The 16,300-nt window shown below is 46.9% G+C and carries 8 protein-coding genes; 2 read left to right on the top strand and 6 right to left on the bottom strand.

From position 1 onward, the window contains the following. Nucleotides 1–29: 29 nt before the first annotated feature. Nucleotides 30–167, bottom strand: a complete 138-nt coding sequence (locus tag D0C16_RS24055; RefSeq protein WP_191968490.1) for a hypothetical protein — start codon at nt 165–167, stop codon at nt 30–32. Here D0C16_RS24055 and D0C16_RS13965 point away from each other — a divergent pair. After that, nucleotides 151–1,674, top strand: coding sequence for a tryptophan halogenase family protein (locus tag D0C16_RS13965; protein WP_151032914.1), 1,524 nt, complete (start codon nt 151–153; stop codon nt 1,672–1,674). The two genes, D0C16_RS24055 and D0C16_RS13965, sit on opposite strands and share 17 nt — an antisense overlap. Before the next feature lie 108 nt (nt 1,675–1,782). Here the strand turns inward: D0C16_RS13965 and D0C16_RS13960 are convergent, their stop codons facing one another. Next, on the bottom strand, nt 1,783–2,832 hold the full coding sequence (locus D0C16_RS13960) for a LacI family DNA-binding transcriptional regulator (protein WP_062058716.1): 1,050 nt from the start codon (nt 2,830–2,832) through the stop codon (nt 1,783–1,785). A 317-nt stretch (nt 2,833–3,149) separates the two neighbouring features. Continuing rightward, nucleotides 3,150–7,781, bottom strand: coding sequence for a family 31 carbohydrate-binding protein (locus tag D0C16_RS13955; RefSeq protein WP_151032913.1), 4,632 nt, complete (start codon nt 7,779–7,781; stop codon nt 3,150–3,152). A 261-nt stretch (nt 7,782–8,042) separates the two neighbouring features. Between D0C16_RS13955 and D0C16_RS13950 the strand changes: the two genes are divergently transcribed. Next, nucleotides 8,043–9,461 carry a hypothetical protein gene (locus D0C16_RS13950; protein WP_062058648.1) on the top strand — a complete coding sequence of 473 codons (1,419 nt, stop codon included), beginning with the start codon at nt 8,043–8,045 and terminating at the stop codon, nt 9,459–9,461. Between the two features lie 11 nt (nt 9,462–9,472). Here D0C16_RS13950 and D0C16_RS13945 read toward each other — a convergent pair whose 3' ends face one another. The 3 genes from D0C16_RS13945 to D0C16_RS13935 all read right to left on the bottom strand — a co-directional run bounded on the left by D0C16_RS13945 (nt 9,473) and on the right by D0C16_RS13935 (nt 15,911). Beyond that, nucleotides 9,473–10,066, bottom strand: coding sequence for a hypothetical protein (locus D0C16_RS13945; RefSeq protein ID WP_062058645.1), 594 nt, complete (start codon nt 10,064–10,066; stop codon nt 9,473–9,475). A 63-nt stretch (nt 10,067–10,129) separates the two neighbouring features. Continuing rightward, the gene (locus D0C16_RS13940; RefSeq protein ID WP_151032911.1) at nt 10,130–12,517 is read right to left on the bottom strand and encodes a family 31 carbohydrate-binding protein; all 2,388 of its coding nucleotides are present in this window, start codon (nt 12,515–12,517) and stop codon (nt 10,130–10,132) included. Nucleotides 12,518–13,403: 886 nt separating this feature from the next. Further along, nucleotides 13,404–15,911 (bottom strand): CBM35 domain-containing protein, encoded by a 2,508-nt coding sequence (locus D0C16_RS13935; RefSeq protein ID WP_084617975.1) that lies wholly within the window; start codon nt 15,909–15,911, stop codon nt 13,404–13,406. Nucleotides 15,912–16,300: the final 389 nt, after the last annotated feature.

Genomic DNA, 16,300 nt, shown 5'->3' with positions numbered 1-16,300 from the left:
CACGCGGGGATGACGAGCCACGATTGACTCTACTGCCATGTCATCGCCTCATGGATACCCGCACGCAGGGTGACGACTCCCTGTTTAACAAACACCTCGTCGTCATACCCGCTTGCGGGTATCCAGCTTTTTAATTTTTCAGGTACTGCTATGACCGATTCACGCATTCGCTCCATTGTTATTCTCGGTGGCGGCACTGCCGGTTGGATGGCCGCGGCCGCTTTAGCCAATCGTTTTAAGCAAGGCATCACCAGGATTACCTTAATTGAATCGGCCGAGATCGGCACTATCGGTGTAGGCGAGGCCACAGTTCCCTATATCAAAGAATTTCTGCAAGACCTGAACATTAATGAAGTCGATTTTATGCGCGCCACCCAAGCGACTTATAAACTCGGCATCGATTTTGATGGCTGGTATAAACCCAGCGAAAAATTTATCCACCCTTTTGCCGGATACGGCGCGCGTATCGCTCGCATTCCCTTTCATCACTACTGGGCAAAATTGCGCGCGCAAAACAAAGCGCAAACGCTGGACACTTACTGTCTCGCCGTACAAATGGCGCGACACAACAAATTTGCACTGCCCAAAGCCAATAATGATATTGAATTATCCAGTTTTAATTATGCATTTCATTTTGATGCGGGTTTATTTGCCCAGTATTTATCATCACTCGCGCAAGGCATGGGCGTTAATCGTATTGAAGCCAATGTCGAGCAGGTTGCGCAAGATCCAGATACAGGCTTTATTCAATCGCTGACACTGAGTAATGGCGAAAAAATCCAAGGTGAGTTTTTTATCGATTGCTCGGGATTTAACGGTTTGTTAATTGAGCAGAGACTAAAAACGGGTTACGAAAGCTGGAGTCAATGGCTACGCTGCGATCGCGCAGTAGCAATGCCCTGTGCGAGCACACTTGCACCCCAATCCGCCACCCGCGCCCTCGCAATGGAAGCTGGTTGGCAGTGGCGAATTCCTCTGCAACACCGTGTTGGCAACGGTTATGTCTATTGCAGTGATTATATTTCCGATGAAATTGCCGCTGAAAAATTACAGGAAAATCTGCAAGGTGATGCACTTGCCGAACCCAAATTTATTCGTTTTACCACCGGCATGCGCAAACAGGCGTGGAATAAAAATGTGTTTTGTTTGGGGCTGGCCAGTGGTTTTATGGAACCACTCGAATCCACCAGCATCTATTTAATCCAATCAAGTCTTACCCTGCTGCTTAATCATTTCCCTAATAATCAATTCAATCAAACCCTGGTCAACACGGTGAACAACAACTTGCGTATACGGCAGGAGAAATTGCGCGATTTTTTAATCCTGCATTATTACGCCAACCAGCGCCATGGCCAAGCCTTCTGGGATGAATGCCGCAACATGGCAATTCCCGATACACTCAGCGCGCGCATTGAGTACTTTAAAGCCACCGGTCAACCCCAGGTAGATGAACTCGATTTTTTTGACACCAACAGTTGGCTGGCGATGTTTTCCGGGTTCAATATTCAGCCGCAGCATTACCATCCGGTGGTAGATGATTTTGATGTGCAACTCGTCGAACAGGAATTAAAAGCAATCGCTGCAAGCATTGCCAATACCGTTAAAGATCTACCGGATCACCTGCATTTTATGCAGCGCAATATTTTTATAAAATCTTCGCAAGTGGTTGAATAATTTCTGCGAAGGCATCATCTTTTGATGGCTTTCGTGAGCTGCCCACAATTTTCCGCAAGAAAACTTTTTATCCTGGTTGAATTGACAGTTCACTCCGTAATCGGGCATCTAATGAATTTCGTTAATAGACTCTCGATCTTTTAAATAATGATCAAGTTCTATCTGTACTTTAGATGTGATTTTTTTATCGAAATTTGAGCGAATGGATTCTACTAATAAATCTACTGCCGATTGCGACATTTCATAAATGGGCTGATGGATTGTGGTGAGTTTTGGCCACATGGATTCAGCGAGTGTGGTGTCATCGAATCCCGCAACACTTAATTGTTCAGGTACGTCTATATGCATTTTGCGCGCAGCGGCAATTACGCCTGCAGCCATGTCATCATTGGAGGCAAAAATCGCACTGACTTTGGTTTTTTTCAAAATTTTTTCAGCGGCAAGCATGCCACCTTCAAATTCAAAGTTACCTTCACCGATCCAGCTGGATGCCACGCGCAAATTGTGTTTTTGCATGGTATCCATATAACCCGCGAAACGACGGTGACTAGTTTCCTGAGAGAGATCACCTTTAATAAAACCAATATTTTTATGGCCTTTATTGATCAGGTGTTCGGTCATTTGTACTGCGGCAGCATAGTCATTGATGTGGACACAAAAGGCGCGTTTGAGTTGTGCGCCTGGGCCGACGCGCACATAACGCAGTCCTTCGGCATCCAATGCATCTAGTAGTTTGGCGTTATCACTAAGGGGGGGCGGTACTATGATGCCGTCCAGTGCATGGCGACGAACCATTTTTTTAATATGAGAGTTGATATCCATATCGGAAAAGTCGCAGGGTTCCAGAATGAGGTGGTAGCCCAATTGGTTGCAGCGCAGCATGGTACCGATCAAATATTCTTTAATAAAGGCGCCTTTACTTTGATCGTAAAAAAAACCTATCTCGTAAGATTTTGCGCTGGATAAGCTGCGCGCTGAAATGTTGAGTTTGTAATTCAGTTTTTCTACTGCGGCCATGACGCGTTCGCGTGTTTCATCGGCGACTTTGCCATCTTCATTGAGTACGCGCGATACGGTCATCAGCGAAACGTTGGCCATTTCCGCTACATCGCGCATAGTGGATTGTTTATTTTTCTCGGGGGAGCGTCTTCCACTCATTACATATTTCCATGGAATAAAGAGATTGAGGATTGCGCGGCATCATAACGCGATTGTTATCTGGAGCAAATTATCCTAGGCAAAATAGCTTGATGCAATTACTAAAAGAGGGAATCGCGGGAGGAGAGAGAGGGGCAAAAAAGGGCGACCCAAAAGGATCGCCAACAGCTTATCCGTTACAGCACAGGTGTTGTAGCGGACTTCACCAGCCAAAACTCATTGGCTAGAAACGCCAATGATGGAGATAGGGAGTGGCGCGATCCTTGCGCCTAAGTGTAAAAATATCCTTATCCTGTATTTATAAAGTTAACGCTGGTTTAGAGTGATTTAATAAAGTCCACGACAGCTTTTTTATCTGCAGCGCTCAATGCGTTATAGGCGCTGCGCGATGTTTGGCCTGCTCCGCCGTGGGCAGCAATGGCTGCTTCAACGCTGGTGGCAGAGCCATCGTGCATGAAGAGTACTGCGCGTCCACGCGATTCCAGTAGCGTCAAGTTGTGGCTTAAGCCCCATAGTGCAGGGGTGCGGTAAGCTTGATCGCCGCCTAAATCCCAGGTTTTCATATCTGTGTAAGGTCGGATACTAATGTTGCGCAGGTGCGAAGGCGCATCCGCGCGGGTTCTGGCTTCTGGTTTGTGGCAACCGGCGCAACCAATTTCATTGAATGCTACATCGCCACGCGCAACTGAAGGATTGTCGTATACCGCTGGGCGACGTGCAGGCACGGTCAGCACTTCGGTGTAGTTAACAAGAGTTTCCAGCACGCGGGGAGGTAGATCTTCTGCTCTAACACCATGATCTTCCAGTAGCGCGTTATGGATTTGATCTTCAACGCTTGCTACTTGGCCATCCCAACGGAAACCCGCTTCACGGCCGACCATCCACTCCAGCAATTTTACGCCGTATACCGGTGGTGGTAGGCGTTTGCCGCGTGGTGTGTCAATCACCTCTGAGCCGCGACCATCGCGGAAGTGACATCCGCCACAGCTGCGCTCACCAATTTTTACTTGGTCGTGTGCACCATGACGAACCTTGGGGTCAATACCATGGAATAGGTGGTGACCGACAATGAAGTCATTCATCAAACCTTCCGAGTGAACTGTGACCAGTGGTTGGGTAAAGATAGCTTCTTGTTCATTGAAGATGTCCGCACCCGGTGCACCGGCGATAATCATGGTGGTACTGGCACGGCCCGCTGGGTTCAAACGCGGGTCACCGTAGTTACCCCAACCTAAACCGACGGTGTAGTAGGAGAAGTCGTTGTAAACCTGCGAGCCGGCTACAGCGGTGATCTCAAATTGAATGACTTGACCATAACTGAACTCACTGCCAAACCCAGTACCCATGTTGTAGGTGAATTGTTGTTGGCCATTGGAGTTGCCGGCGTGATGACGCGCTGCTTCAATCCGCAAAATACCGCCGCTTGCCGAGTGGCGAACTTGTACATTGTTGGGCGAGTCATCGACCCAAATGGTGTAGCGATCCAAATCGCGCAACAAGCTGTTGTTATGACATGCATCCGATACCGCTGCGGTACAACCGTCATGCGCAATCGGGTGGCGCCAGCGCATCCAGTTGGAAGAGCCATCGGTGAAGGGGGTGTAGGCATTGACGTTAACCCGTGTGGCGATAGTGAAGAGTGCCGTGTGAATCCAATCGGTACCGGCCAAACTGCTCATTGCCAGCGGGTGTTTGTAGCGGAAGAAGTAAGTGTAATTAGCTGACGAACATGGAATGGTCAGGGTTGAATTAACCAACTTGGCCATTTTAAAGGTCTTGTTGCCATCTTCAGAGCAATGCATTTCAAGGCCGGAATCGCCTGCGGTACGGGTGAAACCAACATCGCCCGCAGTACCTTGTGGAACATTGTTTGCACCCCAGCGCCAAGTTAATTGGTTGCCGGTGATATCAAATGCAAAGCCACGTGGATTAGCGGTGGCGCCATTGATGGGGGTTGCTAAGGCATCTGGGCGATTGGCGCGCGGTGCTGGGCCAACTTCATTGCCACCAAAGTGTACATAACCTTCATGGGAATTGGTGGTGAAATCCAGATTGCTAAAATCTGGTGGGTTAGTAGCCACGCTGATAGCGGTTGTTTTGGCCGAGCAATTGCCGGAATCATCACAGGCTTGTACGGCGTAGCTGTGACGCTCACCGGCTTTCATACCGCTAGCGGTGAATGATGTTGTGGTCGGACTGCCAATTTTTACGTTGTCTTTAAATACGTTATAGAGTGCAACCAAACCTGCTGCATCGGTTGATGCATTCCAGCTCAACAAGACTGCATTAATCGAATTGCCTTTACCGGTGAAATTACCTGGAACGGTAGGGGCTGTGGTATCGGGCGTAAAATTGCCCGTTGCAACAATGATTGCCGCACTTTTTGCTGAGCAGTTATTGGCTGCATCACAGGCACGGATCGCATATTGGTAACTGCTGTTTTCGGTCAAACCAGAATCGTTGTAGCTGGTGCCGGTGGGCGATGCAACCAGTATGTTGTTGCGGAACAATTCATAGCGGGCAACACCGCGGTTATCAGTAGAGGCAGTCCAAGTCAACGCAACGGCGCGGCCATTTTTCTGCACACCTTGTAAATTTCCCGGTAAGGTTGGTGCATCAAGATCCGGTGGTAAGCATGCGCTGGTAACAAAAGTGCCCTCTTTTTGGAAGGTAACATTGGTATTAATGGCGCACTGGCCGATAGCATTGTCCTGAATTTGGGTGCCGATATTGTAAACCGCGCCCAAGGTCAAGCCATCGATATTGCGTTCCCAGTAGCCATTGCGCAGCGTTGCTGTAGAGCAGGCACCGTTAAAGCACAGATTGGCAAACGCAGCGGTGAAGGGTTTATCGCGATGGCGAATAATACCGCTGGTATTGCTCACATAAACCAAGCCGAAATCACCGCTCGCGGCGGGTGCTGAGCTGGATGAGGATTGGCTGCTGGAACTTGGCAATGCTACGGTTGAAGATTGGCTGCTAGAACTCAAGGGTGTTGATGACTTGCTGCTCGAGTTAAGCGGTGTTGATGATTTACTGCTCGAATTCAATGGGGTTGATGACTTACTGCTGGAGCCAGGGGCAAGTGAGGAAACGCTCGCCGAGCTGACACTGACGCTACCATTGAAACAGGCGGTTTCGCTTAATGCACTGCCGGGTATGAGGTTGCCAGAGGTGATGCATTGGCCAGTGGCATTGTCCTGAATTTTAAACTCGACCTTATAGTTGGTCGCAGCGCCGACCGAACCAAAATTGCGCTCATAGCGGCCATTGGTTTTAGTGGCCGTTTGGCAATTGTCATTCAAACACAAATACACAAAACCACCGGTTTGACCGCCGTCCAAATGGTACAGCAGTCCGCTGGTGGTCAAACCGAATACACCTGCACCGTCTGTATTAGCACTGCTGGAGCTAGTCGCTGCAGGTGCTGAGCTGGCGGGAATAGATGAGGCTGGTATTGAAGCCGGTGCTGAAGAGGTTGCGGCTGAACTTACGGGGACTGAGCCGGAATAACAAGGTGTGCTTGCGACCGCATTGCCGGGTTTAATCGATGCAGATGTCAGGCATTGGCCAATAGCATTGTCCTGGATTTTAAATTCGATTGAATAGGTTGTGGCTGTCGTCACCGGAGCGAAAGAGCGCTCGTAACGATTACCCACTTTAGTCGCTGTACGGCAATCGCCATTCACACACAAGTACACAAACCCTGCGGTTTGGCCACCATCTAAATGGTACACCGTGCCGCTGCTGGTCATGCCAAACACACCGCTAGTGCCAGTGCTGCCAGTTGAACTTGCGGCTACCGAGGTTGTTGCAGTAGAGCTTGCAGGCGCGGAGCTGGCTGCGGCTGAAGATGGCGTGCTACCAAAACCCAATTTGCTAAACAAATCGCTCGAAGTTTTATAGATAAATGTTTCACCCGTCAGCGCATTATTGTTCAGTTCATTCAGCCAATTGGTTTTGATTGTTGCATTAGCCTCTACACGGCTATCGCCCCAATAACCTTCATTGCCCGATGCCCAGCGCGATTGCGCATTCCAGTTGGCGTCAATGTAAGTCACCGCTTTTAAGTGCGATGAATAGCTATCCATAAATTCAAAATAACCCACAAACCACTCATTCCAGATTTGGTTGGCTGTTTTATTTATCCGACCGGTGCCGCGTGCTGCATCAGCGGAATAACTTAATTCGCCAATCGCAAAACGTTGCGGAGTGGATTCATTAATCATCAGCGGTTTATTGTGCGCAACCGCAAAGTTTGCGGTTTTATTTACTTCGCGGAAATTGCAATCTTGTGGTGCGAAGTAGGACAGGCCGATCCAGTCAACATATTGATCACCCGGATACCACTGCTCGATATTGGAATCGATAGGGCAGTAGGACATGGTTTGCCACACCATCGCAATGCGGTTGGAATAACCCAGCTGCTTAACGCGATCGGCAACATAACGGAACGATTGAATCACGCCACTGGGGCTGTGACCATTCCAAGGGCCATCTACTTCGTAAGCCCAGCGTAAAAATATTGGGCGGTTATAACTGGCGAGTTTATGCAAGAGCGTATCGATATTCGCGTTGTAGCTGCCTGAGGCAACAGCATCGACTTGGCCATTCATTGACACCCCAACCACTAATGCGCTGTTCGGATAAGTATTTGCCAGCTCATTAATATTGTTGCGGCCAGCACCGGCATCGGCGTTGTTATTTAATCCATCCAGATTGGCGATACCCACATAATTGGTGACACCCGCCGGCACATGGCCAATGGCGTTTTTGTAATTGTTAATACTGTCCACATCCTGCCCGACAGTCATGAGAATGCCGCTTTGGGGAACAAATTTACCGGTGACGGCATAGGTTGTTGGTGCAGCCAGTGTTATTCCGGTTGATAAAGCGGCGAGCGCCGCCCACCGACCAAGCTGCCACTTGGTTGATTTTATATAAGGCATACGTCTTTCCTCATTAATTATTGAGAGTATTTATTGCTTTTATCCTGAATGAAGCGGATAGCCATATCTGGTGAATTGCTGAGAAACTGTTTTGCTTGAAGCACTTTTATTGTTATTTTCTACTATCAGTGTTAACGTTACCAGTAATGATCCCTATATTCAATTGCCATCTGTCGGTTTTTTAGAGAAAAATAAGAATAAAAATGTATAAGTAGAATGCTTATAGCAAACATGAACTTTACTAACTTAACTATAAATTCTATGCAAAACACAATTCAGTTGCGTTTGAAGCCCTTGGCTGCTGTGATTGTGATGGCAATGTTAGGCGCTTGCGATAAAACAGTGAATGTATTGCCATCCCATCAACAGCAAATTCAGGCGCAATTAATTCATACCGGTGGCAGCGCAACGCGGGCGGGTATTTGCCCTGCATCTGCCCTGGATACTGTTGTGCCAATTAGTGCTTTAAATCCATCACCTTTGGTTGATCAGCCGGACATGACGGTGGAAGGCATTTATGCATTTATTCAGAAAAAAGACATTCGCTCGATTGATGAGTTAGTGAATTACTTTCCAGCGCACTATCAAAATAACTTTTCATTAGTTGAGCATACCCGTGCAACAGGACAATCGAATTTGGAATACCCCCGCATTGTGTTGTTTGGTTCTGATGGCCGATTTTTACTAAACATCGGCACCAAACTGGATGATCCTAAATACAATCTATTAGATGTTGCGCAATTGGATGAGAATACTGGACGGTGGGAATTTTCAGTGTTTGATTTTGATGGGGATAAACCGCGCTTGATTCGCAATGATCCAAGTTGTGCGCAATGTCACGGCACTGAGAATGCGCGCCCGGTGTGGGGCACTAATTTGGATTGGCCTGGGGTATTTGGCGATAATATTGCTCCGGGGCCACAGGGTGAAGCACTGGACGGAAAGCACGCAAAGAAAATGAATGCACTGATGCACGGTGAATATAACTCACCGCGTTTTTCTTTTTTGCAGTGGTCACCGCAGACATTGACGCGCGGCGCTAAACGTAAAATTGCCAAGCATGCGTTTGGAGCGGAATTAATTATGTCCAATATCGCTATGGGCACAGCCACTGCTCGCGGCGCTTTTGTTCGTTTGCAGAATATCCATCCGCAACAGTATAAATCCCAGCGCGCGGAACTTTTGTTGGCTTATTTCGCCAAACGTTTAGCGGCTGCTCAGGGTGAATCAGCGCAACAGCTCTATAAGCAGTTAATTCAATCACCTCGTTTTCCCACCGCCAATATTGAACAGTTACTCCGTGATTTGGGGGTTGACCCCGATGAAGCTTTTTCACTGGCAACATTGGCTCATTTAGAGGCGCCACAGCCTGATTGGAGCATGGGGGAGGGGGATTTGTTGGATATGGTTATGCTGCAAGTATTAAATGATTTACGTCAAGAGGATGCACAGCTTGCCGATTTGTTAGCCGTTGTTCCGGCAGAGATGGGAGTAATTGATTGCCCTGATACCGTGGCGACTATTGCACAATTAATTGATTTTAAAATGCTACATTTGTTTTATCTGCGCGGGGCTGCACGCTATCAGGTGAATTGGATTTATTATCCGCTTGATGCCGAAGATATTTATGAGCGGGTATTTGATCCTATCGTAAAGCCGGTTGTTAAATATTTTCAATAAGCAGGTGGTTTTTATAAGTCACTCAATATGTAGGTATTGGTTTCGCTATTGTAGTCGCAGCGATAAACGTGTTGTGTTTGTTTTGCATTGCTCTTTGTGATTAATACAATGTGATGGCTTAATTCTATGTAATAGCCACCTAGTACACATCCTTTTACGCCATAATTTAAGTCTGTTTCAGTAGGGTAATAAATAGGTGAGGTCGACTGAATAAGGCTTTCTTCTTTGCTATCAGTTGCAATGGTTACAACGTAATTTCCCTGCTCGTCCCTGCCTATGTTATTTATTTTTCGATCAAAAAAATCAGATTTTATTTTATAAGTTTCGGTGCTCTCCATGTTTTTTGATGGCGTGGTTATTTCCGTTGGTGCGAAGATTAATTCTGGTTTGTGGTTATAGACTGATGTGGATATGACGTTGTTATCAAGCTTTCCATCGTCGTCGCGGGCGGTTGTTTTTTCTGCCTCGCTAAGAGGCGAATCATGGGTAAATGCAGGTGATGAGTAGAGCACTGAATCGCCCGGTTGCACGCCGATTAATAACATCATGCTGTAAATAAACACGCTTCCGATTGTAAAAGCGAGAAAAAGCCGATTGTTTTTCATGTTGTTATCACGCAAATTAAATTGCCTGCCTGAATACATCAAGCAGGCAAGCAAAGCAATTACTTAATGACAAGACGCCGATGCAGCTTGGCTGGCATCGACAAAACAGCGTTGGCAAGAGGCTGCCCAGAACGGGTGGCTAACTGGGCAGTTATTGCTGGGCGCCGCACTGCTCGCTGCTGCAGAGCTGATTGCTGCTTTGGATGAGTTTAGGTTGCTAGATGAAGCCGCTGAGCTTTTGGCGCTGCTTTGAGTATTGCCGCAACCGCCGCGATATTCACAGGCTTGTGCGCTAACGCCTGGCTGCCAGCTGCGAGTAAATGTAAGCATGGATGCTTTTACTGAAGCGTCCAAATCGCCCGCGTATTTATCAATGGCACCATCGCCCATGTACAAACCGAGGTATGCCATTATGTCATCGGTTGATAAGCCACAACCAAAACCGGTGGTGAGTAATTGACGTGGGTCAGAGCCTTTTGCTTGACTGGCCTCATTGCGATCAATCCAGGCATCACCATTGGTATTCAAGGCATCTGTTAATGAAGAGCCTCTGTCTTGCCCAAGTAGTGCGACAAAATATTTACGTACATCTTCGGTTTTCATCCGTGGATTGAGTGAAGGAACGGCACCTTGGTAGCCTGAAGCAGCAACAAATGCATCGTCAATATCGATCCCCAAGTTGTATTCAATATCCAGCATGGCTTCTTTGGCGTTTGCTGGGTCACTACAAATGCTAGCGTTGCTGACAAAAATACCGTCTTTATTTAAGCAGCCCGTATCATTTCCAATCATGGTCACACAGACTGTATCGCACCAACTTTGAGTGAATTCTCCACGGCGACCAGAAACTACATGGGATGGATTTGTATCGCTTTGACAAGTGAGTGCGGTACTGGTTGTTGCACTGCTCGCTTTTGAACTGGCCGCTTTACTGGCGGGCATGGAGCTGGTGGCAGTGGAGCTCATGGCGGTTGAGCTGGGTGCAGTGCTGCTGGTGGTCGCCACTGAGCCTAAATAGCAAGGTGTTGAAACGGCCTGACCGGGTTTGACATTGGCTGATGTCAAGCATTGACCCATGGTATTGTCCTGCACTTTGAATTCAATCGCATAACTCATGCTGACATTTACTGGTGCATAGCTGCGCTCGTAACGATTACCCACTTTAGTCGCTGTACGGCAATCGCCATTCACACACAGGTACACAAAGCCCGCAGTTTGGCCGCCATCTAAATGATACACAGTACCGCTGCTGGTCATGCCAAACACACCGCTAGTGCCAGTGCTGCCAGTTGAACTTGCGGCTACCGAGGTTGTTGCAGTAGAGCTTGCAGGCGCGGAGCTGGCTGCGGCTGAAGATGGCGTGCTACCAAAACCCAATTTGCTAAACAAATCGCTCGAAGTTTTATAGATAAATGTTTCACCCGTCAGCGCATTATTGTTCAGTTCATTCAGCCAATTGGTTTTGATTGTTGCATTAGCTTCTACACGGCTATCGCCCCAATAACCTTCATTGCCCGATGCCCAGCGCGATTGCGCATTCCAGTTGGCGTCAATGTAAGTCACCGCTTTTAAGTGCGATGAATAGCTATCCATAAATTCAAAATAACCCACAAACCACTCGTTCCAGATTTGGTTGGCTGTTTTATTTATCCGACCGGTGCCGCGTGCTGCATCAGCGGAATAACTTAATTCGCCAATCGCAAAACGCTGCGGAGTGGATTCATTAATCATCAGCGGTTTATTGTGCGCAACCGCAAAGTTTGCGGTTTTATTTACTTCGCGGAAATTACAATCTTGTGGTGCGAAGTAGGACAGGCCGATCCAGTCAACATATTGGTCACCCGGATACCATTGCTCGATATTGGAATCGATAGGGCAGTAGGACATGGTTTGCCACACCATCGCAATGCGGTTGGAATAACCCAGCTGCTTAACGCGATCGGCAACATAACGGAACGATTGAATCACGCCACTGGGGCTGTGACCATTCCAAGGGCCATCTACTTCGTAAGCCCAGCGTAAAAATATTGGGCGGTTATAACTGGCGAGTTTATGTAAGAGCGTATCGATATTCGCGTTGTAGCTGCCTGAGGCAACAGCATCGACTTGGCCATTCATCGACACCCCAACCACTAATGCGCTGTTCGGATAAGTATTTGCCAGCTCATTAATATTGTTGCGGCCAGCACCGGCATCGGCGTTGTTATTTAATCCATCCAGATTGGCGATACCCACATAATTGGTGACACCCGCCGGCACATGGCCAATGGCGTTTTTATAATTGTTAATACTGTCCACATCCTGCCCGACAGTCATGAGAATGCCGCTTTGGGGAACAAATTTACCGGTGACGGCATAGGTTGTTGGTGCAGCCAGTGTTATTCCGGTTGATAAAGCGGCGAGCGCCGCCCACCGACCAAGCTGCCATCTGGTTGATTTTATATAAGACATACGTCTTTCCTCATTAATTATTAAGAGTATTTATTGCTTTTATCCTGAGTGAAGCGGATAGCCATATCTGGTGAATTGCTGAGAAACTGTTTTGCTTGAAGCACTTTTATTGTTATTTTCTACCACGATAGTTAACGTTATCATAATCGGAATAAAAAATCAAAGATCAACAGGGTCTGTAGTAATCAGCCATGTCTCTAGTCAGCGCAAAACTGTCGTCGGATTTGGAGCGAAGTTGCGGTGGCATCACAATTCTATTTTTTAGTACTAACCCAGTAGTTAATTGCAAAGGCTGAAGCAGCTGGAAATCTTTAGATATGTGCACATTAGTTGAGTTGGTCCTTGGCTTGAAAAATTAAATAGAAAGCTATAATTAAGACTTAGTGAACACCGAGATTATGAAGGGAGAAATTTGCGGAAAATCCGTTGAGCTCAGTGTTGAAACGTAAATCAAAAACGGAGAATTTGAAGAGGGGCGCTGCATCTTAATAGCCCCTTTGCCTCCTGCTCGGGCATGTGATCTTCCTAGTTACATCGGCATCGTGCCTTATCTATCCCGCATCCATCTTGGAATTTCTTCCTGAGAAGCTGAACTCTGAACTCCTTTAATTGTTACGTCCTGGTTTGATCGACGTCCTTGGACAGGTTGTGTTAAATATTTTTTAGGCAGAGCGTGGTCGGGAAAATATGCAACTATCGTAAGGTATTGACTGCCATAAGCATCAAGTCACTGGGGGTCTCGGGAAATAAACGTTTACGTGTTGCCAGACTCGTCAGTCCAGAAAATAAAAAACCCCCGGCCAGATACACAAGCCGGAGGAAGAGGGAACTACTGATACAAGATTCATATCAGAAGGGGGGGAGAGATCCTGTTATCGATATTAAATTACTGCGTCAGCAATTGATATTTACCTGAGTAGTTTTTAATAACGTCACAACTTGGCTTGTGTAAATCCATATGGATTTTGTCGCCTTCTTTATTGCTACCTACTGCGCCCAATGCTGTCAATGACATTTCTGCCTGAGTAATCGCGCAATAGAACTGATAGCCGTCGTGATTACCCGACCAGCCATTGGTTGGCTCGCCATAAGGACCTGCACACCATTGACAGCCCTGCAGTGGCACACCACCGTTACCCCATTCTTTGCCAGACAATTGCCAGATTAGGAAACCGCCGATTGCATCTTGATTTGCATAAGCTTTGGCGTACCAGCTTTCCATGTAACTTGCACGCTGTGCCAAAGACACCGCAAGGAAAGCGTCTATCGCCGCTTGGCCTGATGGAATATTTTCCACTTGTGAGCCCGTGGTGCGTTTTTTATCAACCGGCCAACCCAATTCACCAATGTACGCAGGCTTACCAACTTCACGCGCAAGGTCGGCGAGCTTTTGAATATTGCCAAGTACTTGTTCGTCGGTCATTGACCATGCAGTTGGATAAAGGTGCCCACTGATTGCGTCAATATTTGGGTCACGATTTAATTCCACCAGCGATGCGTAGCTATCATCCAGAGCAATACCGAATGAGGATTCAGAACCAATCGATACTAATTGATTAGGTGCAATCGATTTGATGTGTGCTGCGATATCGGAAACCCAGACTTTAAAATCAGCAAAATTGCTATTGGTATAACGCGGTTCGTTCGCCAATTCCCACATCATGATCGTTGGATCATTTTTGTAGGCTTTACCCGTTAATGGATTTACGTGATTCAGCAAATTGGTGATGAAGGTTTTAAAGAGTGTGCGACCTGCCGCGCTACCGTAGGGGCCGTAATCTTCAATCTTGCCGAAGTAATCCCAGTAGTCAGACAGCGACAATACCAAACGCATATCATTGGCTTCAGCTTGTGCAACATAGTTGTCGAACAATTCGAAGCTGCGTGCGATCAGCGCCTTTTCTTCTGCAGTGCGTTCAGACTCCGGTTTTACCAAAATAAAACTAGTGCCGGATTTTTTATTGATACAAACGCCGTCGTGCGTTGATGAACCATTACAGAACATCCAGGTACGCACTACTTTCATATCCAAAGCTTTGGCACGAGCAAAGAAATCATTTGCCATAGACTCAGGCTTATACATCAGGTAATACTGGTTTGAACCATTGAAATAAAATGGTTTATTGCCTAATACAAACTGAGTACCTGAAGCTTCAACAAATGCTGGCAAATTGGTAGTACCTACAGTCACACGCAAATTGCTGCTCAGCGTTGTACCTTCCATTCCTAGCTTGATGCGATACACACCATCACCCTTTGTTGGAATGGTCAGCGGGCTTGCGCCTGTGTACACAACCGTTGTGCCGTCGTTCACGCTGTAAGTAAGATTGCCGCTACCCAACTTGGTGTACACCACTTGAATATTACTGCCCGATGGCAATTGCGCAAAATTGGCAGGCGATGTAACAGTAAGGCCGCCTAGCAATTCCACTTTCAAGCTGTGAACGTTCATGTAGCCCCAATCGCTGCCACCTACTTGAATACCAAAACTATGCGCGCCTGCTATCAGTGTTTTGGTTTGGGTGTATGCAACGGGAGTAGCGGTTTCAGCAAACACATTGCTGATGCCTGTACCATCCACCACTAAGGTATTGGTTTTAGTACCGTAAGGCGCACTCCAATTAATGGTAATGCGATATTCGCCAGTCACTGGCAGATTCACATTCCAAATCACAGCACTGCCGTCGCCCATTAAGTTTCCAACACCATCCGCTAGCTCTGCTGGTGCAGTAATTACAGCGGTTGATGCGTCGTAGTTCCAGGTAGTAATTCCGGATGCTACCGAGCTGGATGAAAGAGAACTTACCGAACTTTTAATTGAAGAGCTTGAGCTGCTAATACTGGAGCTGCTAACAACAGAAGACCCCACTGAGCTGCTTGAAACGCTAGTAGAAATACTGGATGAGCTTTTGCTGGAAAGCACACTTGATGACGCACTGCTTGCAGATCCTATCACTCCGTAAGGGCTGGCCAATGCAGCGCAATCTGCATAAGCAATACAGCTTTGATTGTTTTCCCATCCCCAACCACTATTGGTTTGTGAACAAATAGAGTAAACACTGCCATACCAATTGCACTGCTGCCCGGTAGCAATAACAGAGCTTTTGCTGGAAGAAATTGATGGTATCGACGATGGGTTTGCAGACGACACAGAGGTTCCGCTACAGGTTTGGATATGTTGCCATGCATCCCATGGGTTGGATGCATTCGGGGCTTGCCCTACGTTGATCCAATAGCGCGCTTTAAATTCGCTGCCCTGATATACAATAGATTCACCACCGCGATATTGCGTGGTAGATGACCATCCAGATGAATTGCAATCGGCAGAAGCCTGCCAACTGAGAGTCGCCAATAGGGCACCCGCCCACATAGGGGAAGAAGTAAAAAGTTTCATAGAATACCTGCCAGTTGATATTAGATTTATGTAAACCAGCGCAAGGTGGAAATAGCAGCATGAATACCTCCTGCTGAAAAAAACTTCTCATACTTGCGAATTCCCTCAAATCCCACTCCGGGGCATTGTCTTATTCCTCAGTTCGATTTTTATATTTGTCACGTTCATAAGATCGGGAGGTCTTGCAGATTGCATTCTCGAACCGCTTATAGGTTTTATTGGTTAGGCAAATTCGAAAATAGATAACATTGTTTGTAACCGATTACATATTATGGTCATAAAACATGCTTTTAGGATAGGGTGGATTAGTGGTTTATTTGCTTAAAATTTTTAAATTATTGATTTTAAACAATTTATTCTAAGTTGATTTTTAACGGAAATCGTAACCG

It is taken from the genome of Cellvibrio sp. KY-GH-1 (genome assembly GCF_008806975.1).
GTDB lineage: Bacteria > Pseudomonadota > Gammaproteobacteria > Pseudomonadales > Cellvibrionaceae > Cellvibrio.
Note: the sequence above shows the minus strand (reverse complement) of the source record. Positions and strands in the feature narration are given on the sequence as shown.